20 protein-coding genes and 7 pseudogenes are annotated in these 25,152 nt (G+C 60.8%); 19 read left to right on the top strand and 8 right to left on the bottom strand.

The annotated features are described in order from the left end of the window. Positions 1-54: 54 nt before the first annotated feature. Positions 55-150: pseudogene (locus NKH13_RS28695) on the top strand (transposase domain-containing protein); the annotation flags it as partial. 560 nt (positions 151-710) lie between these two features. Here the strand turns inward: NKH13_RS28695 and NKH13_RS28690 are convergent. The 3 genes and pseudogenes from NKH13_RS28690 to NKH13_RS28680 form a co-directional block, all read right to left on the bottom strand. Beyond that, a pseudogene (locus NKH13_RS28690) lies at positions 711-1,532 on the bottom strand (IS1380 family transposase); the annotation flags it as partial. A gap of 81 nt (positions 1,533-1,613) precedes the next feature. After that, positions 1,614-3,134, bottom strand: a complete 1,521-nt coding sequence (gene ltrA, locus NKH13_RS28685) for a group II intron reverse transcriptase/maturase (RefSeq protein ID WP_352915968.1) — start codon at positions 3,132-3,134, stop codon at positions 1,614-1,616. Positions 3,135-3,751: 617 nt separating this feature from the next. Then, positions 3,752-4,312 (bottom strand): annotated as a pseudogene (locus NKH13_RS28680) (transposase); the annotation flags it as partial. Positions 4,313-4,613: 301 nt separating this feature from the next. Between NKH13_RS28680 and NKH13_RS28675 the strand changes: the two are divergent. Together NKH13_RS28675 and NKH13_RS28670 are read left to right on the top strand one after the other, a co-directional pair. Continuing rightward, positions 4,614-4,764: pseudogene (locus tag NKH13_RS28675) on the top strand (SMC-Scp complex subunit ScpB); the annotation flags it as partial. Between the two features lie 191 nt (positions 4,765-4,955). After that, positions 4,956-5,081 (top strand): annotated as a pseudogene (locus NKH13_RS28670) (SMC-Scp complex subunit ScpB); the annotation flags it as partial. 34 nt (positions 5,082-5,115) lie between these two features. Here the strand turns inward: NKH13_RS28670 and NKH13_RS28665 are convergent. The 5 genes and pseudogenes from NKH13_RS28665 to NKH13_RS28645 form a co-directional block, all read right to left on the bottom strand. Then, positions 5,116-5,815 (bottom strand): annotated as a pseudogene (locus NKH13_RS28665) (DUF1403 family protein); the annotation flags it as partial. Positions 5,816-5,914: 99 nt separating this feature from the next. Next, the gene (locus NKH13_RS28660) at positions 5,915-6,373 is read right to left on the bottom strand and encodes a TnsB C-terminal domain-containing protein (protein ID WP_352915965.1); all 459 of its coding nucleotides are present in this window, start codon (positions 6,371-6,373) and stop codon (positions 5,915-5,917) included. A gap of 539 nt (positions 6,374-6,912) precedes the next feature. Then, positions 6,913-7,233 (bottom strand): annotated as a pseudogene (locus NKH13_RS28655) (helix-turn-helix domain-containing protein); the annotation flags it as partial. A gap of 202 nt (positions 7,234-7,435) precedes the next feature. Then, complete coding sequence (locus NKH13_RS28650) at positions 7,436-8,026, bottom strand: type II toxin-antitoxin system VapC family toxin (protein ID WP_352915962.1); 591 nt, start codon at positions 8,024-8,026, stop codon at positions 7,436-7,438. Continuing rightward, positions 8,016-8,312, bottom strand: a complete 297-nt coding sequence (locus tag NKH13_RS28645; RefSeq protein ID WP_352915959.1) for a hypothetical protein — start codon at positions 8,310-8,312, stop codon at positions 8,016-8,018. The genes NKH13_RS28650 and NKH13_RS28645 overlap by 11 nt, the downstream gene beginning before the upstream one ends. Before the next feature lie 277 nt (positions 8,313-8,589). Here NKH13_RS28645 and NKH13_RS28640 point away from each other — a divergent pair, with 277 nt between their 5' ends. From NKH13_RS28640 to NKH13_RS28565, 16 genes are all read left to right on the top strand, one after another. After that, positions 8,590-9,717 carry a site-specific integrase gene (locus NKH13_RS28640; RefSeq protein WP_352915957.1) on the top strand — a complete coding sequence of 376 codons (1,128 nt, stop codon included), beginning with the start codon at positions 8,590-8,592 and terminating at the stop codon, positions 9,715-9,717. Between the two features lie 66 nt (positions 9,718-9,783). Continuing rightward, positions 9,784-10,263 carry an ATP-binding protein gene (locus NKH13_RS28635; protein ID WP_352916046.1) on the top strand — a complete coding sequence of 160 codons (480 nt, stop codon included), beginning with the start codon at positions 9,784-9,786 and terminating at the stop codon, positions 10,261-10,263. Positions 10,264-10,330: 67 nt separating this feature from the next. Beyond that, a complete protein-coding gene (locus tag NKH13_RS28630; RefSeq protein ID WP_352915954.1) occupies positions 10,331-10,603 on the top strand; it encodes a DUF4143 domain-containing protein in 273 nt (90 codons plus the stop codon). Then, entirely contained in the window at positions 10,604-10,837 is a 234-nt protein-coding gene (locus tag NKH13_RS28625; protein WP_352915951.1) for a DUF4143 domain-containing protein, read from the top strand. 511 nt (positions 10,838-11,348) lie between these two features. Beyond that, positions 11,349-12,557 (top strand): plasmid partitioning protein RepA, encoded by a 1,209-nt coding sequence (gene repA / locus NKH13_RS28620; protein ID WP_352915948.1) that lies wholly within the window; start codon positions 11,349-11,351, stop codon positions 12,555-12,557. Between the two features lie 73 nt (positions 12,558-12,630). Then, positions 12,631-13,617 carry a plasmid partitioning protein RepB gene (gene repB / locus NKH13_RS28615; RefSeq protein WP_352915945.1) on the top strand — a complete coding sequence of 329 codons (987 nt, stop codon included), beginning with the start codon at positions 12,631-12,633 and terminating at the stop codon, positions 13,615-13,617. Positions 13,618-13,772: 155 nt separating this feature from the next. Then, positions 13,773-14,978 (top strand): plasmid replication protein RepC, encoded by a 1,206-nt coding sequence (gene repC / locus NKH13_RS28610; RefSeq protein WP_352915942.1) that lies wholly within the window; start codon positions 13,773-13,775, stop codon positions 14,976-14,978. Positions 14,979-15,295: 317 nt separating this feature from the next. Further along, positions 15,296-16,315: a DUF1403 family protein gene (locus NKH13_RS28605; protein ID WP_352915939.1), complete on the top strand. Its 1,020-nt coding sequence runs from the start codon at positions 15,296-15,298 to the stop codon at positions 16,313-16,315. A gap of 5 nt (positions 16,316-16,320) precedes the next feature. Next, entirely contained in the window at positions 16,321-17,037 is a 717-nt protein-coding gene (scpB, locus tag NKH13_RS28600) for an SMC-Scp complex subunit ScpB (RefSeq protein WP_352915936.1), read from the top strand. A 523-nt stretch (positions 17,038-17,560) separates the two neighbouring features. Next, positions 17,561-19,936, top strand: coding sequence for a sensor histidine kinase (locus NKH13_RS28595; protein ID WP_352915933.1), 2,376 nt, complete (start codon positions 17,561-17,563; stop codon positions 19,934-19,936). After that, positions 19,936-21,792 (top strand): hypothetical protein, encoded by a 1,857-nt coding sequence (locus NKH13_RS28590; RefSeq protein WP_352915930.1) that lies wholly within the window; start codon positions 19,936-19,938, stop codon positions 21,790-21,792. The genes NKH13_RS28595 and NKH13_RS28590 overlap by 1 nt, the downstream gene beginning before the upstream one ends. Positions 21,793-22,034: 242 nt before the next feature. Continuing rightward, positions 22,035-22,388, top strand: coding sequence for an IS66-like element accessory protein TnpA (gene tnpA, locus NKH13_RS28585; RefSeq protein WP_352596435.1), 354 nt, complete (start codon positions 22,035-22,037; stop codon positions 22,386-22,388). Beyond that, a complete protein-coding gene (gene tnpB, locus NKH13_RS28580) occupies positions 22,385-22,732 on the top strand; it encodes an IS66 family insertion sequence element accessory protein TnpB (protein WP_352651161.1) in 348 nt (115 codons plus the stop codon). Before tnpA ends, tnpB begins: the two co-directional genes overlap by 4 nt. Before the next feature lie 66 nt (positions 22,733-22,798). Then, a complete protein-coding gene (gene tnpC, locus NKH13_RS28575) occupies positions 22,799-24,487 on the top strand; it encodes an IS66 family transposase (protein WP_502914588.1) in 1,689 nt (562 codons plus the stop codon). Positions 24,488-24,561: 74 nt separating this feature from the next. Beyond that, positions 24,562-24,750 carry a hypothetical protein gene (locus tag NKH13_RS28570; RefSeq protein WP_128178386.1) on the top strand — a complete coding sequence of 63 codons (189 nt, stop codon included), beginning with the start codon at positions 24,562-24,564 and terminating at the stop codon, positions 24,748-24,750. Then, the coding region (locus NKH13_RS28565) for a recombinase family protein (protein WP_352915926.1) at positions 24,737-25,152 on the top strand (416 nt) is incomplete at its 3' end. The genes NKH13_RS28570 and NKH13_RS28565, both read left to right, overlap by 14 nt.

Raw genomic sequence — 25,152 nt, 5'->3', positions numbered from 1 at the left:
TCGGCATGTCCTCTTACTGCGGCCCGGAGCCTATCCGGTCTCAATGGGGTCGAGCCACTCGGCTATCTCGCCGACGTACTCACCAGGATGGTCAACGGCCATCCAAACAGCCAGATCGACGACCTGCTGCCTTGGGCTTACCCGGGCGCCCGAGCTAAAGGCCGTGGCCTGAGAACAGTGTCCATCGGGTGCGTGGCCGCCGGCAGTTCAAGCGTTCGCTTCACAATCTGCGGCAGGCCGCGCAGGGCTCTCAGTTTGGCCTTGTAGGCCGCGAGCTCCCTGGCGGGATCGGTAAGGTTACGCTCGGCGAGGTCACCGATCATCGCTGCGATGGAACCAGTCAGGCACAATCCCAGTGCCTCCAGATATCGCCCCAGACTTTGGGCTCGAAGCCCTGCGATAGCGCCATGCGCAGTGCATTTGGCACCGCCGCCGGCGGCAGCGGGGGAGCAGGCGATCTCACGCCGCTTCGCGACCTGCCGGATTCGTAGCACTCGGGGATCCGGATTGCTGTCGAAAGAGAAGCTGCTGGCGGGTGATATTCCAGCGGGGCTAGCCCGGATATCTCACATAGTCTTTCGGCGCGAGGCTGGCGGCAGCGATTTTGCGGGCGCTTGAGCTGCGGGCAAGGGATGTCCGCCGCTTGGAGCGGTTGGTGTTGGTTCGGCGCTGTTTCCTTGGCTGTTGGCGGGATGGGTGGATGGGGCCGCTCAGGCGGCGGCTGCCAAGAGCCGGGCATAGGTCAGGGCCCATTCGCGCTGGAAGGGACAGGCGGAGTTCATGGCCAGCTTGATGCGGCGCACCGAGACGCTGACCAGGGCGCCAATCTTGAACAGCTTGAGACGGATGGTGGCGCAGCTTGCCCTGGCGAGCCGTGTGTCCACCAGGCCGATGCGGCGCAACGCGCAGATCAGCACATAGGCCATCGAGGCGAACCAGAGTCTGAGCTGGTTGGCGCGCAGGGTGGCGGCAGAGGTGCGGTCGGCAAACAGGTCGAGCTGGCATTCCTTGATGCGGTTCTCCATCTCGCCGCGGGCGCAGTAGAGGTCCTCGTAGAGGCATTGCGCCGGCCAAGCCTCGGCGTCGAGCGAGGTGACGACAAAGCGCGGGTTGGCCTCGCCTTGCGTCCACTCGGCCTTGGCCACGACCCGGCGCCGGCAGCTCCAGCTCTTGCGCGTGGTCCACAGGAAGTCCTTGAAGCGGCGGGCGGGCCGGCTGGTGAGGGCACTTTCTGCCTTGGCCGCCTCCAGTTCAGCCGCGATGTGGCGGACCAGCCGAACATTGCGGGCCAGACCGAACAGGTAGTCGACGGCGTTGGCCTCGCACCAGGCCATCAGCTCCTGACGGGCGAAGCCGGAATCGGCGCGCAGCACGATGCGGACCTTGGGCCAACGCTGACGCAGCTGGCGCACGATGCGCTCGATCTCCTGAACCGCGCCAGCGGCCGCGTCGATGTTGGCGGGCCGCAGCTTGGCGCACAAAAGGTGATCGCCGCAGAAGATGTAGAGCGGCAGGTAGCAGTAGTTGCCGTGTAGAGTAGGCGACGAGCGCCAAACCGCCTTTCAGCGGCCGGTTTCTCGTCGCCCCTCCCCGAACCGGACGTGCGCCTTTCGTTACGCATCCGGCTCTCCAAAAGACATGGCAAAATCAGGCTTTCCCATCCATGCGAGGCGGTATCGGCAGACCGGGGTCCACGCGAGCAGATACTGCTCGACCGAACCTTCCCGCCAGACCCGCCATGTCGGGCGCACGCGACTGGGCAAAAACGCATCCCGCATGTCGCGCAGTCCCGCCTTCGGGCGTTTCATCCGCAGCCAACGCCACATACGATCCCGGACGTACCAGTCGAGACTGGTGAACGCCCGGCCCGCATAGGCGCAGTAGCGGTAGTAATTCGCCCATCCGCGCAGGATGGGATTGAGTTCCCGGAGCTTTGTGCCAAGACTGACTATCACCGAGTTGCGCTTGGTGAGTTGCTTGACCTTGCGACGCAGATCGACGGCTTTCGCTTTGGGGATTTCTACGCGCGGGCCGTATCCGTAGCGCTTGTCCCATCGCATGGCGACATGGAATCCGAGGAACTCGAATCCATCCGTCATGGCCGTGACCCTTGTCTTTTCGGGTGACAATTCGAGGCCCGTGGTCGCCCGCAGATACTCGGCCAGCGCGGCTTTTTCCGCGATGGCATCCTTCTGCGTACCGGAGACCAGAACCACGAAGTCGTCCGCATAGCGGATCGGCAGGAACACGCAGCGACCAGCGTCACGGTCCCGGCTTCGCGCTTTGCGTGCCGCGATCACCCCGAGTTCAGGGTTATCGGGCCGGGCCTTGGCGCGTTGATATGTCCACCTTTCATAGCGCTCCTCGATCGCACTGAGTGCGATGTTGGCGAGCAACGGTGAGATAATCCCGCCTTGAGGGGTTCCGTTGTCCGTACGGAGGAACTGATCTTCCGCCAGAACGCCGGCTTTGAGGAACTGCCCCACCAACCGCGTCACCCGCCGGTCGGCGACACGTGCGCGCAGCCGGTTCATCAGGTGATGATGGTTGATGTTGTCGAAGCAGCCCTTGATGTCCCCTTCGATGACCCAGTTGTACGGCATGCCCTCCCGGCGACCGTCCTTGCCGATCTTTTGCGGCAAGAGGGCACGCCGGATATGCTCCAAGGCGGCATGCGTGCTCCTGCCGGGTCGGAACCCGTAGGAGACATGCCAGAACTGCGCCTCGAAGATTGGCTCCAGAAGCGTTTTGACCGCACACTGTACGACGCGGTCCTTGACTGTCGGAATGCCCAGAGGTCGGAATTGCCCCGGTTTACCGGCCTTGGGGATGAGCTTGCGCCGCGACGGACTGGGCCGATACGCGCCGGAGCGCAGTTCGGCCTGTAGCCGTTCGAGGAAGCGTTGCTCCTTGCCCTTCTTCCGGATGCTATCCGCAGTCACCCCATCGATTCCAGCGGCGCGTGCACCTCGGTTCGAGGCGACATGCCGCCATGCGTGACGAAGCATGCGGGTGTCGGTAAGCCATCCCCACATGTCCCGCCAAGCATCGTCGGGATATGCCTGACTCCACTGATAGAGTTTGCGTTGAACGCCGAGTATCCAAGCATCGTCGGCTTGACGATCCGTGTCCACAGATCGTTCCTCCGTCTCGCGTGTCTATCGTCTTCCTGCTTCCCTTCGCCGTGTGCGTGGCTTTCCCACGCCCGGACTACTACGGAAGCTCCGCCCTCGGTGTCGTCCTTCTCCGGCCGCTGCGGCTAGCCCAGTTCCGTGCTGGGCGGACGGTCCGAGTTCCCGCGTTCCGATCTTCAACCTTCGTGTCGTTAGGTGGTGGGCTATACTCGTGGCGATGCGGGAGATGGGCCAAGGAGAAGGCGTCCCATCTTGAGCACGCTATGCGCGCCCGGCAGTGGAGAGCTACTAGCCCCACCGCCTCGGATCGCTTGACCTCCGCCGCCATCACGGCCTGAGAGGCAGTCTTCCATGATACACGGGCTTCAAGCACCCACTTCGTTACCTCACCATGAACACTGTGGTAGCCCGGCGTACAGTTGATGGTCCGTACCCGGTTCAGTTAAGGCCGATCTGCTGATGACACCCCACCGGCAGCACCCGGTCGAGCTTCTCGGCCCCCTTCCGCCTGCTGTTCTCCCAGCAAGGGGGCGGCATTGCAGCCGCCGGTCAAAGATCAGCAAGTTTGGGAGATGAGTTCTAAATCATGTTCACCTCCCGCGCCGTCGCGGCGCACAGTAGCCGTGGAAGAACCGCCCCTCCTGGTTGCCGTGCAGGGGATCGTCCGTGGCATCCAGATCCAGCACGATCTCTTCGGGCGGAGCGGCGTGCGCGCCCATGAACAGCTCGACGAACAGCGCCTCGATCGCTGCCGGATCATGGCTGATCTTGTGATAGCGCGAAGGCTGCGGCCGGCTCAGCTCCAGCCGGTTGAGCGTCGACTTGCCGGCAACGGCCGCGCATTTCTTGTGACGGCGCGCCTTGAGCTTGCCGGCCAGCACCGCCAGCTCCGGATCATGGCGCAACTCGTCATGGTCGTTCAGGTCCTCGTAACCGAGCGCCAGCGCCAAGACGCGCTGGCCCACTAGCGTCTTCACCTCATGCTCGATCAATGCCGGACGGCGGGCATCCACGAAGCAGCGGGCAAAGCGGCCGACCAGCCCGATCGCCCGGTCCGCAAGCCCCAGCAGAAGCGCGCCGGCGTCGGACGTGATCGTTCCACCGTCAAAACCGGCCACCACGGCGCGCCTTTCAACAGGTGCAAAATCAAACCGTTCCAGTGTACACTCTGTTTGCATCGGGGAATACCTCTGCTCAAGGTAAGTCTTTGTCGCAGAAGCATTTTCCTTGATTCGGAGCCCCGATGCACTTCAACTGTGTGAGATATCCGGGCTAGGCCGCGGGAAGGCGATGGCGAAGAGGAAGAGCCAGAGAACAATATCACTGAGGATCAATCGGCTTGAGCGTATCGGTGCCACGTGGTGACTGAGCAGCAGTCTGCAAATCATGACCAGGACGACTGATTCCAGCTGCGCGTCGGCATAGGCCGGCCGGGTCAGGCGCCGAAAGCCGCCAGCGACAAGGTCATAGGGCCGGCCACAGGTGCTGGTGCTGATGTGCATCGCCCACTTCCAGCCGATCACCCGCGCCGAACTGTCTTCGTTTTTCAGCAAGGAGATCAGCCGCGATTTCATCGGCCATTTTGCGCGGTGCGGGCCTGATCGCGTCAGGTCGGCAAGGTCGCGGTCCACCCGATCATCGGCTACCGCACGATCCGCGCGGTGCGTGAGCTGTCCGGCCGTCCGACCTTCCGTACCTACGGGTTATGAAGACGATGGGGTGGAAGCGACACGACGCACACGAGAAAAAAGAGATGTCCAGCGAATGCTGGTTGATCGGGAGCTGGATCATCTGCCGGCGGAGGCACGCTGGCGCTAATGGATGCATCGCGTCGAAGCGACCACTTTTGCCGCCAGCGAGCCGGTCACACGAGAGACACTTGCCCGCATCGTTGGCAACGGCTGCAGCATTGATCTTCTCACCGACGACATCCGCGACGAACTGCAGCTCGACCAGGCCGATCGAACAGGCGGCGCAGCCCACGGTCACTCATGCCTGCGCCAAAGGCTGCTTCGGCACCCAGCAGCGTCACGGCCTGCGCCCAACCCAGCCGTTGCGCCAGCAGGGCGTCGGCGAGCCATGCCCCGACGGCGCGCGCAAAGCCGTGGCGTTCGACGGCGATGAATGTGCCGGTCAGCGTTGCGACCATGCCAGTGCCGGCCGTGAGTTGCCGGAGATCAGCCGCCAGGTCGCTGACCACATCGTCATCCCGGGCGTAGCCAAACTCTTCCAGCACCGTAGCGAGGTTCTTCTCCGTCAGCAATTCGTCCCCGGGCCGGGCTGCCAGCCGGCGCCAGGCGAGCAGCAAAAGCCCGCCGGGACCAGGGCTTGTTGATTTGGGGGGCGAAAAATCGCCCGGCCGTGCGAGCAGCACGGCGTCGCGCAGCGCGTTCTCATCCTCGACGCGGCCGGCCTGCCGTGCCGTTGCCGTGGCCGCCGAAAGCGCCAGCCGCTGCCGCCAGGTGCCGGCCCACCGCTCCTGCCGGCGGACCACCGCATCGAGCGCGCCGATGGCGGCGCCGGCGGTATGCGCGAGGTCCTCAATCTCTTTTCCCGCAAGACTTTGCGCATCCGGGATGGCCCGGCGCAGCCAGGCCCCGGACAGCTGCCATGGGCGCGGTCGAAGGGGTAACGGCGAGCGGGGCGTGGTGGCGCGGAGAGGGTTTGGGTCGCAGAATCATCATTGAGCAGCATGAGTCAGTGCGGCGCTTATGGCAATCGATTTGCTTTGAATCCGCCGCGCCTGTCGACAACACAAAACGATCGATAATCTTGCATTATCAGTCGTTTTGAAAAAGGCCTACTGCAGCACCTGTGCCATATTCCTCAGCGCCCCGCTGCAGGGCGCGCGACCGGAATTCCTTGGCGTTGTCGACATGGATCGCGTCGGGAAACCCGCAGATCGGCCATTCCGCATCGATCCCCAGCCCGGCAAGCCAGGATTCTTTCGGTTGCACGACATGCTGGATTGCGAGCGCGACCGAAACCGTCGACGGCGCCTCGAGCGTCAGATAGAAGCCCGCGACCGTGCGGCTTGCGACGTCGATGGCGAGCGTCAACCACGGCCTTTGCAGTGGCCGGCGATACTGGCGATCGACGATAATGACATCGACCAGCGTGTGGTCTATCTGGACAACGTCGAACGCACACTCAGCGGCATATTCTCCCGGCACCGGCCGGAAGCGATCGCGGGCTGCCTTCGAGCCTTCCCGTGCCTTGGTCAATTCAGCGGGGTCCATCGCCGCAATCCGCGCTTTCACCGCATGCCAGGACGGCGCGCACGCCACGCGATCGGCAGTGCCTGCGGATCTCCTTGTGTAGCCGATTGATGCTCGGCTTCTGGCGTGTTTTGTAGAAGTCTTGGAGCGCTTCGGCGATTACCGCTTCGGTCTCATCCGGCAACCGGCGGCTGCCTTGTCTCGTGCCGCCCGGGCGCGGCAGCAGCGAACTCGTGACCGGATGCTCCCGATAAGCCCTGATCGTTCGTAAAGCCGGGTTCGCTTGAGGCCGAGTTCACGGCAAGCCCGGAAGAAATCGGACCGGCCGGGGCAGTCGAGCGAAACCAGTCTGCGGATCACGGCTTCCCTTGCAACCGCCTCATTCCAGGCGGCATCATCAACCGTCTCCTTGTCGGGCCCATGAACCACAGCCGGCCTCGCTGTAAAAGTTCGTCCGCTCGAATGTTACGAAAAATCCAGTGATTCGGCTAGAATCCGCCAATGAACTCCGAAGATGATTCGCGCCAAATCAATAACTTGCCGTCCGTTGATAAAACGCGAGCGACAACCTGCAAACCGTGCTTTTCGACCACCGACAGAAGCTTCAGCGCCAGCCCGCTCGGCCGCTTGGCGCCGGTCTCCCACTTCTGCACCGTCGATTCCGACGTGTTGAGATAGCGCGCGAACACCGGCTGGCTGACGTGGTTGCGCTCGCGCAGCGCCTTGATCTTCTTTGCGTCGAATATTGTTGGCCGGGACAGGCAGGCTTCGTCGAAGGAGCGCAGGGTCTGCTTGTCGACCGTGCCGGCGCGCACCATGCCTTCCACCGCGCTGTGGATCGCCTCGAAGGCGTCGCTCTTGAAGTTTCGCCTCACCGTCATCGCCAATCTCCATCAAAGTTCCAGCAGTCAATTCCGCGTCCAGATCCTCGGTCGATTTGCGCCGCTAGAGCGCGGCCAGACCGCCCTCCCCTCCCCTGCCCATGGCCGCCTGGCTTGTCACGTAGTCTCACGATTTCCGGCCCAAATGCCGGCAGCCAGGGGGCCTTTCAATGTGGTACGTGCACATCTCCGACCGACGCATTCAACCCGGGCGCCACCCTGTAACCGGCCGGTAGAAGATCACACGCACCGACGGAACCAGCTGGTTGAGATAATCGAAATCCCGAACGTTGCCGGTCAGGACCGTCGCCCCCAGCAGACCGGCCTGGTGAAAGATCAGCGCATCGTTGAGGAAGCGGCGTTCGTGCCCCTCCCCTTTCGGCAGACGGCTCAGACGCAGCAGCAGGCCAGCAAGCATGCCGGCGCGTCCCCAGGCGGTGGCGTCGGGTGCTTGTAGCCGGTGCGCTGGAATATCCTCGATAGTGTCCACAACCGCTTTCAGGACCGACTTCGTCGTGGGATGCGCCGGATCGAGCCGGCCGAACACATGACTGAGCTCGGCAAGGCAGACCGCCGAGTGCTGACAGACCCGATAGGTCAGAAGCTCATCGACCGCTTCGGGCGTGCGCCCCTGCAGGACATCCAGATAGACGCTCGTGTCGAGAAGCAGGGCACCGCCGACAGACGGCTGGTCCCCCGCCCAGGACAGAGCGGAATCCGGCCGCCTTTCCAGCCCCTCCGTACGGCGCTGTGGCTTGAGGGAACGCAGTGCGCTCCCGAGATCAAACGCCAAGATCGATGTCCGCCGGGATGCTGCCCTTGCGGCCGACGAGCCTTGCGCCAAAATCGTCCTCGAGGGCCAACCGCGACAAGGCGAGCTCCAGAAGTTCGGTGTCCGAAGTCACATGCGCGCTCTTCTTTGCCGCCTCGATCAATTCCGATGGCACCCTGCCGGAAAGACGTGTGTTCTTGGCCGCGCCAAGAAGGCCAACCGCCCTTGCCTGCTCAAGCACCAGACGGTTGCGGGTGTGGGCGATCCGCTCCTCGCTTTCGGCTGCCGTTGCGCCACGTATGCTCATCCTGGATTCTCCTGTTGAACGAAACATAGAGGATGTTGAACGCAAAGGCAATGAACGGTAAGAGAGGGCAAGCCTTAGAAGCAATCGCCGCATCGTACATAGATAGTGGAGCGCCGCCCGGCGCTGGGAGAAGCGTGCCCGGCCCATTGTCGTGCGTCGCGGGAAGCAAAACTCGGGGCTATGGTCAAGCGTCTCGCGGTGGACAATTCGGCGGTTTGGTCGCACGTTGTGCTCTCAGAACCGCACCACTGCGACATTCCAATGAACGAGAGCCCCGATGGGCAGCACCGGTAATTTGATGACGCCCGTCGACGCGACCGACACCGACGACCTGCCTGACATTGTCGACGTCGTCATGGAAATGGGGCGCCCGGATGAGGCTCCCTCCCCTCCCCCGCAGGTCCTGGATTCGCGACAAGCATCACTGCCCGCGCATCTCGAAAAGCTGGCCGACCGTGCGCGCGATTATGTCGAGGCCGCAAGTTCGGCAAACACGCGTCGCGCCTATGCCGCTGACTGGAAGCATTTTTGCGCCTGGTGCCGGCGCCAGTCGTTTGATCCGCTGCCGCCAGACCCACAGGTTGTCGGCCTCTACATCACGGCCCAGGCCTCGGGATCTGGTCGGGATAAAAAGTCGGTAGCGACGATCGAGCGCCGCCTGTCGTCGCTGACCTGGAATTATACGCAACGCGGTCAACCGCTCGACCGGAAGGACCGGCATATCGCCACCGTGCTCGCCGGCATCCGCAACAGCCACGCTTCCCCTCCCCGACAAAAGGAAGCCATCCTGCGCGACGATCTCATTGCCATGCTGGAGACGCTAGACCGTGGTACGCTGCGCGGCCTGCGCGACCGCGCCATGCTGCTCTTGGGCTTCGCCGGCGGCTTGCGCCGCTCCGAAATCGTTGGCCTCGATCTCGCGCGTGACCAGACCGAGGATGGCCGCGGTTGGGTCGAGATTTTCGACAAAGGTATTTTGGTTACATTGCGCGGCAAGACTGGCTGGCGCGAGGTCGAGATCGGTCGTGGCTCCTCCGACGCCACCTGCCCGATGGCCGCCCTGCAGACTTGGCTAAAGCTCGCAAGGATTGGGCACGGACCGCTATTTCGACGCGTCACTGGCCAAGGCAAGGCTGTTGGCGCCGGGCGATTGAACGACCAGGAGGTGGCGCGCCTGGTCAAGCGGGCGGCGCTCGCTGCCGGCGTGCGCGGTGACCTATCGGAAGGCGAACGCGGCCAGAGGTTTTCTGGCCATTCCCTGCGCGCAGGCCTGGCTTCCTCGGCCGAGGTCGATGAGCGCTACGTGCAGAAGCAGCTTGGTCACGCCTCGGCGGAGATGACACGCCGTTACCAAGGCCGTCGCGACCGTTTTCGCGTCAATCTAACCAAGGCGTCTGGATTGTAGGGAACGAAGCCTCCTCCCTGACAAATCTGGTTCGAGGGTCGCGTTCCAATAGCTCGACGCTGACCAATTCCATCACGCCGTCCTTGCAAATCAGGAATTGCACTCCATAATCGCGAGGATGATAAAGCGCCGGATCGAAACGCAACTCGCCGAACTTATAGACGCGATCCCAGAGGTGGCGCTAATTGGGCCGCGCCAGGCAAGACTACGCTTGCGCTCGAAATAGCCGAAACACGGCCGTCGATCTATCTGGATCTCGAGTCCGATCCGGACAGAGCCAAGCCCGCGGAGCCGGAGCTCTACCTCGCCGAGCATCAGCACGAGTTGGTGATCCTCGATGAGGTCCATCGGCTTCCAAACCTCTTCCAGAATCTTCGTGGCTTGATCGACCGCGGTCGCCGGAGCGGCAAGAAGACCGGGCGCTTTCTGCTGCTGGGGTCCGCTTCTATCGATCTCCTCAGGCAGACTGGCGAGACGCTCGCCGGCCGTATCGCTATATCGAAATGCATCCGAATGATGGACTGGAGGTGCCGGCCGAACAGTTGAACCCTTTGTGGGTGCGCGAAGGCTTTCCCGACAGCTTTCTGGCGGCGAGCGACCGCGCCAGTCTTCGGTGGCGGCAGGACTTCATCCGCACGTATTCGAACGCGATATCCCGCTGCTCGGGCCTCGCATTCCGGCCGAAACGCTGCGCCGCTTCTGGACCATGCTGGCACATCATCAGTCTGGCCTCCTCAACGCTGCCGACTTCGCCCTGGCCCTCGGAGTCGATGGCAAGACAATTGCCTCGTACCTCGACCTGCTAGTCGATCTGCTGCTGGTGCGAAGGCTCGAGCCGTGGCACGCCAATGTCGGAAAACGTCTGGTCAAGTCGCCGCGGGTTTAAGTGCGCGACAGTGGCGTTTCCCATACGCTGCTTGGACTGGCAACCTTTGAGGACGTTCTCGCCCATGCCGTGGCCGGCGCCAGCTGGGAAGGTTTTGTCATTGAGACATTGATTGCGGTCGCACCGTCGGGCACAGAAGCCAACTTCTATCGCACATCCGCCGGCGCCGAGATTGACCTCCTCTTGACCCTCCAGGCAGCCGCCCTTGGGCGATCGAGATCAGGCGCAGCCTGACGCCAAAAGTGGAGAAGGGCTTTCATCTGGCGTGCGAGGACGTAGATCCGAGCCATCGCCTCGTGGTGTATCCAGGAGCAGAGCGCTTCCCGTTGAAACATGACGTCTAGGCAGTACCGCTTCATATCCTTGCGAAAACGCTGGCCGAACTTGGCTGATCGGCCAGTTGGGGTCGACTACAGCGCGCATTTCATTGGAATGGTCCTCACTCCGATCGCCGAGTCGAGCTGATTTACATTGCTGGGCGATGCTAGCACGCGCGGAAATGGAAGCTCCTGCTGCCTAAGGACAACTTCAAAAGAGAGCTTTCTTGTCCGCTGACAAAATCGGCGAATTGTACAGTTTATTCAGTGCCTTGAATGAGATTATGTTCGGCATGCCGCGCCGGTATGCGTCAGAGGCATTAACCTATTGTTAACTTAAAACTTCTTGCCGGCACGAACGAATCGGACATAATGACGCTTGCTTGGCCACATGCCGCCAAAAATCGTTTTTAGAGAGTCCTGATCGAATGAACGTGAGTTCGCCCGTTCCTGCGAAAAACCCATTGCTGTTCGAGAAAAGCATTCTCGACCAAGGGGATCAGATATCAAAGAAGCTGCACCTTCTCTCAATGCAGCGCTTTCCTCCCCATGCCAAGAAAAATTTGCGTTCTTTTTCGTTGGCGGAGGTAGCCACGTATCTCGCTGTTTCTCAGAGCCATCTAAAGAAATTACACCTAGAAGGGAAAGGCCCAGTCCCTGAAACCTCGTCTTCTGGCAGACGATCCTATACGGCGGGGCAGATGATCGAGCTTCGCCAATACCTCGACCAACACGGCCGTTCCGATGCTCGCATGTATGTTCCCCATCGTCGGCCGGGCGAGAAACTTCAAATCCTTGCTGTGGTTAATTTCAAGGGGGGAAGCGGCAAAACAACGACAGCAGCTCATCTCGCCCAGTATCTTGCTTTGACGGGACACCGTGTATTGGCTGTCGATCTTGATCCCCAGGCGTCGCTGTCTTCATTGCACGGGTTCCAGCCAGAACTCGACCAGACAAAATCACTTTACGATGCGATCCGCTACGACGACGAGAAGGTTTCTCTCTCGGAAATCATCAGGCCAACGAATTTCCCTGGACTGGATATCGTCCCAGCGAACCTTGAGCTGCAAGAGTTCGAATACGACACGCCTTTGGCGATGACGGACCGGACGTCTAACGTGGGAAGGGCCTTCTTCACGCGCATCTCCACGGCCTTGGCCGAGGTTGACGCCCTGTATGATGTCGTCGTTATCGATTGCCCCCCGCAACTGGGTTATCTGACGATTACAGCGTTAACCGCAGCGACGTCGGTCTTGATAACGATCCATCCGCAGATGCTCGATGTCATGTCAATGGGCCAGTTCCTGCTGATGCTCGGGAATATTCTGGAGCCAATCCGGGCAGCGGGTGCCGAGGTGAACCTGGAGTGGTATCGCTATCTCATAACGCGGTACGAGCCGACGGACCAGCCGCAGGCGCAGATGGTAGCGTTCCTCCACACGCTTTTTGGTGAGTTCATCCTCAAGAACCAGATGCTGAAATCCACTGCGATTTCCGATGCGGGGATTACCAAGCAGAGTCTCTACGAAGTCGAAAAAAACGCGATGACTCGTTCCACATACGAGCGGGCAATGGGTGCACTCGATGTCGTAAACGGAGAAATCGCCACATTGATTCATAAAGCATGGGGGCGCTGACTTGTCCGCTGACAAAATCGGACTTTTGCGCAACGCTTTCAAGGGACTAGGTGCTCTCCAGAGGTAGGTTGAAATGGCACGTAAGAATCTTCTTTCCGGCCTCGCAGAAACGGAGGCAGACGCCCAGCTGGCATCTAGCTCAACTGCGGCCTATCCGATTCGTGGTGCTTCGAAATCCATGATCCGCTCCGTCAACGAGTTGGCAAAGCAGGCGGATGCGTACCTCGAAGGTGAGCATGTGGTCGAACTCGACCCTGACGCTATTGACGGGTCGTTCGTTTCCGATCGCTTAGATGACGACAAGGAACAATATCAGGAACTGCTGGAGGCGATTCAGCAGAGGGGTCAGGATTCGCCGATTTTGGTGCGCCCACACCCTGCTATCGCAGGCCGGTTTATGATCGTTTTTGGGCATCGGCGCGTTCGCGTGGCCCGAGATCTCCGACGGAAGGTTAGGGCAGTCATCAAGGAGATTGACGACAAGGCTCATGTCATTGCTCAGGGCCAGGAGAATTCTGCACGTGCAAATCTTAGTTTTATCGAGAAGGCGATGTTCGCAAAGCGTCTCGAGGAGCTGGATTACGACAGAGATGTCATCTCGTCAGCATTGGCTGCGAACGCTGCCGCCGTCTCAAAAATGTTGTCAGTCGCCTCCCGGATCCCGCCATCTGTCATAAGTAAGATTGGATCGGCTCCATCTATAGGCCGCGAGCGGTGGGTTGAGCTATCCCTGCTCGTGGGCAAGAAAGCGGACATAGTCGATGAAATCCTCTCCGAGCCCGAATTCAGTGGGTTAGAGAGTAACCGTCGCTTTGAGCAGTTGTTCATGGCCCTGAACGCAAAGGACAAACGCGTCCGCAAGGCCGGTGTAAAGCCCGGTGCGCAGTCTTGGGCTCCGGATGACAGGTCGGTTAGCGTCAGCGTTCAGAGAGCAGGGAAGGCCGTTACGATCGCCGTAAAGGAGACGGATGGCATCCGCTTTGGAACTTGGATTTCCAACAATCTGCAAGGGCTCTACGAGGCCTTCAGAAAGTCGGAGAAGGCAGCAACAGGAGACTGAAACCGCAAAAGAAAAAGGCCCCCGAACGTCGCCGTCGCGGAAGCCCTTCTCGTAGATCGCACTTCGAGAATCTCATTTCCGCGAATCACTGTCAAGAGACATAGCGTCGGTTTTCGGCGAGCGGATTTCTTTTGCCTTATTGAAAGGTGAGGGAAATGGAGAGGGGATACGCGACGACGCCCTTTGGGCGGCGGCCGATGACGCTTGCCTTGGTGCAGGCGAACACGGCAGCACGAGAGATTCCTAAAGGAGCTCTTGTCGAAAAATGGCAGGTCTATCGTTGGTTGTGCGAAGGCAAGACTGTCGTAGGTGTGGGAGATCGCGCTCTGGCCGTGCTGAGCGGGCTCTTGTCTTTCTATCCGGACGACCAAATCAGCGAGGAAAACGGCCTGATGGTCTTTCCTTCGAATGCGCAGCTGTCGCTTCGCACACACGGCATGCCCAGTTCCACATTGCGGCGACACTTGGCCGAGCTGGTGAGTTGCGGCCTGGTCATCCGCCGGGACAGTCCAAACGGGAAAAGGTTCGCCCGGAAGGGAAGGGGGGGTGCGATTGAGGAAGCCTTTGGGTTCTCGCTGGCGCCGCTGCTGGCACGGGCAGTTGAGTTTCAGCATGCTGCCGAGCAGGTGCGCGCCGACAGCCAGGCGCTCAGGTTAATGAGGGAGCGGATTACGCTCCATCGTCGCGACATCCACAAACTGGTCGAGGCTGCGATCGAGGAGGGCGTTCCTGGCGACTGGGGAGCAGTCTGGAGGCGCTTTAGAGCCATTGTGGATGCAATCCCGCGGCGGGCAGGGCTCCCAGAACTGGAGGAAATTGTTGCCGACCTGACCAGACTTCATGATGAAGTTGATATCATGCTGGAAAACTTCATGAATTCCACGAATCCTAGCGCCAATGAGTCCCAAAATGAGCGGCAGCAATCTGATTCAAACACAGACTCCATTTTTGTATTTGAACCGGCTTTCGAGAAAAGCAGGGCGGCGGTCGAGCCAAGGCAGGGAACCGATGAGAAGCTGAAAAGCTATCCGATAGGGCTGGTGCTGAAAGCGTGCCCCGAAATTTCAGACTATGCGGTGCACGGGATTGGAAACTGGCGCGATTTGATGATTACCGCGGCCCAGGTGAGAGGCTACCTTGGGATTTCGCCCTCAGCATACGAGGAGGCTTGCCATGAAATGGGCCAGGAGGTCGCCGCCATTGTGATTGCCTGCATTTTGCAACGCGCCCAGCATATCAACTCGGCTGGCGGTTATCTGCGGGTGTTGACCGATAAGGCGAGGGCAGGGCAGTTTTCCGTCGGACCGATGCTGATGGCGGCGTTGAAGGCGAATGGCGTGACGGCGAGGATGGCTGGATGAGAAATGCGAGCGCCGTGTGCTTGACGACCATGTTGGGCGGTAGTTTAGACGCGCCTACGATGATAGATACGCACAGAGCGTCCCTCACAGCGGCCGAGGGTTTTCCTGCCCGGAGAGGGGAGAGGGCCGGGCCTTCCTCTTCGGTCGACTCTTTAGCCCGTGTAGGTTTTCGGGCTGCAGGAATCAGCGATCCTTGATCTGCGGATTCCCTTCCAAGATTTCGAAAGGATTATCGTTCATTTTGTTCGTGCGACAGGCACAGCGCTTTTCGCTTATTTCCGTTGCCAAAAGCGCCGGCATGGCCGATCCTGCGGGCGATGATTCTGCGACCAAAGCCCTCCATATCTCGCCACGCTACACTCTCCGGGGCCTGTTCAGCCGTGTCCGTAGGCGCGGTGCCGATCTGGCTTCGCCGAGCAATTCCGGGTTCGCAAAGCCTTGCAGGGAAAGATGTTGAGGACGTCGCACTCGCCGCGGGTGCCGCCATCGGCGCGCTCGATGCGATGATCCGCCGGCAGGAGCGGTGGGCCGGCACCTGGCGGCAACGCTTGGCGCTTTCGGCGGCCGCGGCAACGACGAGGCAGGCAGGCCGCGTCGAGGATGAAAGCGCCCTGCGCGACGCGGTGCTGCTCACGCGACCGGGCGACAATGTCGGGCCAGCCGGCAGGATGCTATTGGTCTGGCGTCGGCTGGCCCGAATGCCTGCGGAGAGACTGCTGACCGAGTCGAGCATCGGCGCGGTGCTGGATGACCTCGGTCTGGCGCACAATGACGAGGGCGTGAGCGACCTGATTAACGATCTTCGGCAACTCGTCGCCGGTGAGGGGACGGTGGGAATGACGACTGGCGCCATCGTGCTCGCCGAACACCACGGCTTTGGGCGCGCCCTTGGAGCCTGGCTTGCCGACGCCCTGCTGGCTCAACGGCTAGGGTGGACACATGCAGTACCGCTCTTGGGCACCGAGGCGGCTTTGGGCATCAATCCGCGCCCGCCGCGCCGCGCGAGTACCGTTGTTTCGGCAACAAGTATCGAGGGGGGCTCCGATCGGACGAAAAGCCTGCTCGCCTCCCAGGCGCGCGCTGCGCTGCGCGCGATCGATCTTTCAGCTGAACTCGAGCGCCGCGCGGACCGGCTGCTTGCTGTCGCTCCGAAACTCAGAGCCAAGGCGGCGGACGCTGTTGTCGACAAGCTCCTGTCCGACGATGCGATCGTTGCCTCGGAAAAGATCGCCGGCATGAGCGACCGTGGGCTGCGCCGCCTTTTCGACCGTTTGGTCGAGCTCAGCGCCGTTCGTGAGCTATCCGGCCGTCCCACCTTCCGCATATACGGGCTGTGAGGACGATGGCGGAAGCGATGGGCAGACGAGGAAAGGGGCAGCCAGACGGTCGATCAGGCGAACGCCTGTTTGATCGTGAGCTGGATCATCTGCCGCCGGAGGTGCGCTGGCGCGAATGGATGCATCGGGTCGAAGCAACCATCTTCGCCGCCAGCGAACCTGTGACGCGCGAGACGTTGGCGCGTGTCGTCGGCAAGAGCTGCAGCATCGACCTACTCATCGACGACATTCGCGAGGACCTGCGCGGCCGGCCCTATGACCTGGTCGCGGTCGCCGGGGGCTGGAAACACCTGACTCGGCCGGCCTATGCCGACGCCATCCGTGCGGCAGTTGGTGGCAGTGAGAAGGCGGTCGACCTGACGCAGCCCGAAGTGCTGGTGTTGATGTGCATCGCTTATTTCCAGCCAATCACGCGCGGAGAACTGTCATCGTTCTTTGGGAAAGAAGTTTCGCGCGACCTCATCGGCCATCTGCGCGGGGCCGGCCTGATCGCTTCCGGTCCGCGTAGCCCGACGCCGGGCGCGCCCTACACGTATGTCACCACAAAAGAATTCCTGCTGGAGTTCGGGCTCGACACGCTGCGTGACCTGCCGGATTTCGAAGCTCTCGAAGATGCTGGATTGCTGTCCAAGGAGAAGCTCCTGGCCGGAGATATTCCGGTCAGTCTGGCGAGCTGGGGAGGGGATAATGAAGCCGACGTTGCCGGAGGTGAGTTGCGTTGAGGAGATCGACTTCGTTCTTCCTCTTTGCGGACTGATCGTATGGTAAGAATCACGAGATCATGGAATTCGACGTCGCGTTCGACCAGGTTGGCGGAAAATCACCAGGTTCGTTACGCCGGGTTCACCCCTTTCACCTATGGGAAGACCACGGGTTTCCTGGGGGCACTTTTTAGTTGGGGTACCTTCCTAGGATCTCGCGGAATAGAAGCTATCGAGAACGGCGCGCTTCTTAGCATTCGGGGATATTCCGGACATGCATCGACGGTTTCGAGGATTTGGGGACGTCCCGTGGAAGAGCTTGTAAGATGGCTCCCGACCTTGTGCGCCGTGTAGTGGCCACCGGCTCATGACCGGTGAAGATGCCGGTTTGCTGCAAACACTTAAAGCTAACCTGAAACGCTCTAGCCGACAGACAGCGTTAAGGAAATACATGCTCCTTCGATATATACATTTGTCTTGAGGTTAACGTGACAAGGCTGAAGAATGCCCGCGGGGAGGACACAATTCTAATGGGGAGCCATAGGTGGCGGTAACGGCATCCAAGGGCTTCACCGTGTCAGCCCGTACGATCCTAGAGCTTGGCGCAGAGCTGATCAGCAGTGACGCTATCGCGCTGTATGAACTGATCAAGAATGCCTACGACGCGGGCTCAAAGCGCGCTGTGGTCGAGGTTACTAATGTCTTCCGTTTCAGCTCTCTGCGGAATCAGCTTGCCCGCATAGACACGGCAGTCGAAGGATTGGGCGGTGACGCCCAGTTGTCCGAAGAAGAGTTACTAGAGAAGGTGACGGCGGAGATCGTGGGCCTTGTTGACCAGACGGCACCGGAGGATGCTCGCAGCCAATTTATCACCACCATTCGATCCTCCGCGAGCCTGGCTGAACTCCGAGTACGACTAGTGGAGGGCTATCAGAAGGCGAACCTTTTAGAAATCGTCGACACTGGCGAAGGCATGTCGATGAATCAACTCCGCGGGGTCTTCCTGACGCTCGGCACGAGATCGCGTTTGGAGACAGCTGGCCAGCGGCACTTCGTGGGCGGAAAGGGCATTGGACGATTGTCGACGATGCGACTGGCTAATCACTTGACAGTCGTAACCACCCGATCAGCTGAGGCATGCTGGAACCTTCTTCGCATCGACTGGACCATGTTCAGCCACGCATCAGCGGATCGGCTTGAGGACGTTTCTGTCGTCCCGGAGCAGGGACCTGCCAAGGATGATCCGAGCGAGCAAGGTACGCGCATTCAGCTGCGTGACCTCAATGCGGATTGGGACCGTGACCGCGTCCGTCGAATTGTGGATGGGCAGATGGACCGCCTATTCGATCCATTTGGAGATAAGGCGCGCTATCCCATCCTAATTCGTGTGAATGGCGTTCAAATTCCCATCCCAACTTTCGATCGACGGCTCCTGGCCGAAGCGCAGGCTAAAGGGAACATCGTGTACTATATCGATGAGTCTGGACCCCATTTTGTTTTCACGATCGACTACCTCGCTTACGGCCGCACGATAACAGTCCACTGGGACGAGACGGACTTGCTCGGCATTACCTCCAACGAGGATGTATCGTTGGCAGCGATGCGATCACTTGGCGGCTTCACGGCGCACTTCCACTGGTTCAATCGTCAGAAACTGACACAGCTAGACGGTGTTGGTACCCGTGCCGAGGTTAGGGACATCGTGAACCACTGGGCGAACGGCTTGCTAATGTACCGAGACGGGTTTCGTGTGAACCCTTACGGGGGTCCGAACGACGACTGGCTCGGGATTGACTTCAAGGCGCTGGGATCTAGCGGTTACAAGGTCAATCGCAAGCAGCTCATTGGAGCAGTAAACATTTCGGCCCACGAGAACTCTCTCCTCGTCGACCAGACTAACCGGGAAGGTCTGCGAAACAACGAGGAGAAGGTTCTCCTGGTGCTCATGCTTCAGAAGGCGGTTACCGAGACCTTCAGAAACTTCCTCAATGCTGTTGAGCGGGAAGAGCGAGCCAAGGCTCGAATGGATGTCAAGGACACGACAGCCTTTCTAGAGAATGTGTCTGCTCGCACGCGGCGCACGTTGAAGCAAATACGAAACCTGGTGCCCCACAGCAGCGCTGGGGACATGGATTTCCTCGATGCGACCTATGGGGAACTAGAGGAACGTCTCCGAACCGCGCGGGACGCACTGACGACCGCTGAGCGCGAGCAGCGGGATCTAGTGAATTTGGCTGGTATCGGACTGCTCGTGGAAATCGTGTCGCACGAGTTGGGGCGCGTGGCCAGACGGACGCTAGACGTCGTGGGCCAGATCGATCGGCGCGCCCTGCCAAGGCAGGTTTCAGCGACGTTTGACACGGTCGAGAGTCAGATGCTCGTCATCCGCAAGCGGTTGGACATGCTAGATCCGCTCAGCCCGTCCGGGAGAAACAGACGTGAAGTCTTCGATCTACGCGAGCTGGTTTCTGAGGTACTCGCGTCTCACGAGAACCAGTTCCAGCGTCATGAGATAGAATACACGCTCGATGCTGGGCCGCAGCCGAACGGGAACTTCAGCATTCGAGCAGTTAGGGGGATGATCGTGCAAGTGCTAGAGAATTTGATCGACAATTCTGTATTCTGGCTCAAGCAGAGGGCGCGGGCCGATCCCAGTTTTCGCCCCCGCATCAGAGTCGAGATCGACGCCGCAGACCAGGAACTGCGCTTCACCGACAATGGCCCAGGAATCGCGGTTGCTCGTGCCGAGGAAGTTTTCAAACCCTTCGTGTCGTCAAAGCCGTCCGGCGAAGGCAAGGGGCTTGGCCTCTATATTTCGAAGGAGATAGCACGGTATCACTCGGCTGAGCTCTACCTATTGGATGCTCCTAGAGACGGGCGTCTCAATACCTTCGTACTCGATATTGACGGACTGAACTGATGGACTTTGCTCAGGCTCAGGCGATCTTCATCGCCAGCGGCGTCACCAGCGCGCTCATCGTCGACGACGTTTTCGACAAATTTGAGGAGTTTGAAGCGGAGGACTTGGAGCGTGCGTATGCTCTGTTCGAAGCTAGTGACGAAATTCTGCCAGCGTTCGAGGAGGCCGGTGGCGACGCGCCAAACGATCCGGAGGACCTTGGTGCCAAGTTACACATGAATGCTGATCTCCGGAAAGCGCTCTTAGATGCTCGCGATGGGCCGGCCGGCCCTCTGCAGGAAATCGGAAACGCGATTTTCGGTCGAGTTGCTACCGACCTAGCTGGCCGTTTGAAGCCCATCAATGACTTGATCACGGTTCTGACCCAGCTTGGTGTCGAGACGACGAGGGCAGGCAGCGATGGTCCTGGGGGAAAAGACGCTCCGCGATTTCCCCTCATCTTCATGGACTATTACCTAGGATCGAAGGGTGCCCCCTCGATTGAGAAATCACGCCAACGCATCGAAGAGATCGTCTCACACTACGGACCACATGAGATGCCCTTGGTGGTCCTCATGTCCTCTGAGTTTAAGAAGGAAAAGGAGGCCGGCAAGTTTCGCGAACGAGCACGGCTGCTCGGGTCGCAATTCAAGTTCGCTAAGAAGGCGGAGTTTGAGAACGATAACCTTGAATTCGTTTCATCTCTTGCATGGATGGTGAAGTTCCTGTCTCAGACCAGGACAGTTGGGGCCTTCGTCAAAGCGTGGTCAGGCGCTCTGAAGGACGCCGTTACCGAATTCGAGGTTGGGATCGGAAAACTCGACTTGCAGGACTATTTTCAGATCCGCACGAAGCTGGGTGAAGACGGCGCCCGCCGCTTTGGGGAGCATGTGAGCGGTTTGTTCGATAGCTATCTTCGTCGGCTGGTTGAAGATCGCCCCGCGCTTCGGTCCGCAACGGTCGCGATGAGTTCCCTGTCTTTCGAGGGCCGTCCGCCCGCGCCGTTCACGCCAAGCGAGATTGTGGTGCAGATGGCGGACGCTGCGGCCTTTCAGTCGCTTCTTGAATCACCCGCTCCCGCTGCAGGCAAACTCGACATCGAGCTGGGGGACGTCTTTCTGAGGGAGACCGGCACAAAGACTAAGCGTGTAAAGTCAGCTTGCGTCGTCATCTCGCAGGCGTGCGACCTTGAGCACGGCAAGACTGACACCGTTTTGCTCCTCAACGGTATCGTAACGAAGCGAAGCAGTGCGAAGCTCGATCGTGCCGGGAGCAACAGGCCGATCATCCGAACCGACCTTTTTCTACATGACAACGAGAATCTTATCATCGACTGGGACGCATCCGCGCTCGAAGCCATCCAAGTCGGCGAGTTTCCAGCCTGGGTAAAGAAGATGACCTACGAGAAGGTCGCGAGGCTCCGGCCCATGCAGGCGCTCGCATTGCAACAGAAGTTCGCCACCCATCTCACCCGAGTTGGTCTCCCCGAAACGCCTCCTTCGTATCGCTATCCAAACGTGGAGGTCATGATCTCTCGAGGAAATACAAAAGAAAGGTTGCTGGGACCGATTAAGGGCGGCGACATTGCCTGTGTGATTGGCGACGACAAACTTGAGGCCGTACTCCAGGATGCGCTTCTTGCAAACATCGCAAAGCTCCTGAGCGAGGTCGAAAGCGCAGATCTCGATCAGGCCCAATGGGATCAAGCCAAGGAGCTACTTTCCAACTGGGAAAAGCGTGAGAAGCTCCAGACGCTGCCACTGAAGGGAGGTAAGGCACAGGTGGGCAACATTGCGGTGCTCGACCGTGAGTCCCCTCTTGGCCCCGCTGATGGCTTGCCGACGGGTGTTTGGTTAGCGATAAATCTCTACGGCTAGTTAGAGAATGCAGAGGAGGCAGCCTTTGGGCTCTTCTGCTTTCCCGCAACTCGCGCTGGGATGGCGGACAGCGGTAGAGACTACCCGTGAGCGCTCCGGTCGTTCAAGTTCGGCCAGCGATTCACTGCTGCACATGTGGGGCCTTAGGTACGCCTCCGGCGAGGGCCGCCTTGCGGGAGCATGGCCCGGTAGCGAAGCTGCGCTCTTAAGGTCGTCCTTTCGAGCGTAGTTAGCAGCACAGCATGAGCCATGTGACGTTATTGACCGGACCGGAGCGTCGTCGTCGTTGGCGTGAAGAGGATCAGTGCCGGATCCTGGCCGCGGCATTCGCGCCCGGGGCCATAGTGGCGGCGGTAGCGCGTCAGTACGATGTCGCAACCAGCCTGATCTATAAGTGGCGCCGCACGGTGAGAGCCCGCGAGACGGGCTTTGCCGAAGTTGTCGTGGTTCCCGATAAGCCTTTCGCCGCTTCGGTGCCGGCGGCGCCACCAGCGGTGATCGAGCTGGAGATCGCCGGCAAGGTGCGGCTGCGGATACCGCTGACCACGCCGCCGACACTGGCGGCGGCGATGGTGAAGGCGCTGGGCGTTTCATGATCCCGGTTCCGAGCCAGGTGCGGATCTGGTTGGCGGTTGGCCGGACCGATATGCGTCGCGGAATGCAAGGCCTCGCTCTGCAGGTTCAGGAGACGTTGGGCCGGGATCCGCATGCCGGCGATCTTTATGTCTTCCGCGGCCGCAACGGCAACCTGATCAAGATTATCTGGCATGATGGGCTCGGCATGTCGCTATATGCAAAACGGCTCGAGAAGGGCCGGTTTCTATGGCCGTCGCCGGCGGACGGCACGGTTTCCATATCACCGGCGCAGCTCGCCTACATGCTCGACGGGATCGATTGGCGCAACCCGCTTCACACGTTCCGCCCGCAGCGCGCGGGCTGAGTTTTTCTTTGAGTTTGCGCCATTTTCCGCGAGTCAGCGGACGCGTTTTATGATTCACTCCAGGGCATGGTTGCCACCGCCCAGGATGCTGTTCCGGACGATATTGGCGCGCTGAGAGCAGCGCTGACCGCGGCGCTGGCCAGAGCCGAAGACGAGGCCGCGCGCGCTGCGCTGGTCGAGGCCGAACTGGCGGTCGCCAGGGCCAAGGCATCGGATGATGCGGCGCTGATCGCGCATCAGCATCTGACGATCCGGAAGCTGCAGCGGGCGCTGCATGGTCAGAGTTCTGAACGCTCAGCCCGCCTGCACGACCAGATGGAACTCACCTTCGAGGAACTCGAGAGCACCGCGACGGAAGACGAGATCGCCGCCGAACAGGCCGCGGCCCGGACCACCGAGGTGGCGCCTTACATGCGCAAGCGACCGGCGCGCCAGCCATTTCCCGAGCATCTGCCGCGCGAACGCGTGGTCGAGCCGGCGCCGGCCGCTTGCCATTGCTGCGGCGGTCATCGGCTGCGCAAGCTGGGTGAGGATATCACCGAGACGCTGGAGGTGGTGCCGCGGCAATGGAAGGTGATCCAGCACGTGCGGGAGAAGTTCACCTGCCGCGACTGCGAGACGATCAGCCAGGCTCCGGCGCCCTTCCACGCCACCCCGCGCGGCTGGGCCGGTCCCGGCCTGCTGGCGATGATCCTGTTCGAGAAGTTCGGCCAGCATCAGCCGCTTAACCGCCAGGCCGAACGCTATGCCCGCGAAGGCGTGCCGCTCAGCCTGTCGACGCTCGCCGACCAGGTCGGCGCCGGCGCCGCGGCGCTGATGCCGCTGTTCAAGCAGCTCGAAGCCCATGTGCTGGCCGCTTCGCGTCTGCACGGCGACGACACGACGGTGCCGGTCCTGGCCAAGGGCAAGACCGATACCGGCCGATTATGGACCTATGTGCGCGATGACCGACCGTTCGGCGGCGCCGATCCGCCGGCGGCAGTGTTCTACTATTCCCGCGATCGCCGAGGCGAACATCCCGCGACGCATCTCGCCGGCTGGAGCGGCATTCTGCAGGCCGATGCCTTTGGTGGTTATGGCGATCTCTATGCGACGGGTCGTCAGCCGGCGCCTGTTCTGGAGGCCAGCTGCTGGGCCCACAGCCGACGCAAAGTGTTTGAGCTGGCCGATGTCGAAGCGGCGGCGCGCAAGAAGGCGCACGGCGAGAAGCCCAACCTGGTCTATCCGCTGGCGGTCGAAGCCGTGAAGCGCATCGATGCCCTGTTCGATATCGAGCGCGCGATCAACGGCCTGTCGCCGGCCCAACGCCACGCCGTGCGCCAAGAGCGGAGCGCGCCGCTGGTCACCGAGCTCGAGCGCTGGATGATCAAGACGCGCGACAAGCTCTCGCGCGGGCACGACCTGACCAAGGCCTTCAACTACATGCTGCGCCGCTGGTCATCCTTCACCCGGTTCCTCGACGATGGGCGGATCTGCCTATCCAACAATGCAGCCGAGCGAGCCCTGCGCGGCATCGCCATCTCGGGGTCATTCTGCCCATGTTGGGCAGGAGGTCGAGGTCCATTACCGTTGGCACCCGTATTTCGGACATCGGCTTCGCTGCGAGAACAGCGAAGAGCGCGCCAACGGCCGGATCATTCATCTCGTCGTCGCGCCCGGGCATGTCATTACCGCTCCGGCCTGGATGATCGATCCCGTGGCTTGCGCGGCGATGGACCTGGGCTCCCCGCGCGTATCGCTTGCCGCGCTGCTTGAGCTTCACAAGCTCTTGATCGAACGCCGTTTCCGGCGAGGCTGTCCGGATGGTTTCACCATCGCGGAGGCGCAACATGAGAACCCTGCCACCACCGACACGATCTCTCGTGGTCGTTCGCCAACTCAGCTTGCCGCTCGACTCGCAGAAGCTGAACGGGCTGAGTTCAGCGCAACGGACCATAGTGATCGCCCGGCTCGCCAACGTATTGATGGCCGCCGCCGGCGTGGCAACGGAGGAGGAGAGCTGCGATGACGAGCGGTAATCTGATTCCGACTGCCGTCCTCAAGCGCAAGGCTGTCGTCTATGTGCGTCAGTCCACTCAGGCGCAGGTCCAGCTCAACCTTGAGAGCCAACGTCGGCAATATGAGCTTGTCGACCTCGCGCGGCGCTGGGGATTCCGCAAAGTAGAGGTGATCGACGAGGATCTGGGACGAACCGCAAGCGGGGCTGTGGAGCGTCCCGGTTTCGAGCGCCTGGTCGACGATCTGTGCACCGGCCATGTGGGCGCCGTGCTTTGCCTGGAGGCGTCCCGCCTGTCGCGCAACGGGCCGGACTGGCATCGGCTGCTCGAGTTGTGCGGCGAAGTTGATGCACGCGTGATCGATCTGGACGGAGTCTACGATCCGGGATTGCCGAACGACCGCCTGCTGCTCGGTATGAAGGG

This window comes from Mesorhizobium sp. M1348 (genome assembly GCF_040317925.1).
Lineage (GTDB): Bacteria > Pseudomonadota > Alphaproteobacteria > Rhizobiales > Rhizobiaceae > Mesorhizobium.
The sequence above is the reverse complement of the archived record's forward strand: the minus strand, read 5'-3'. Positions and strand labels throughout refer to the sequence as shown.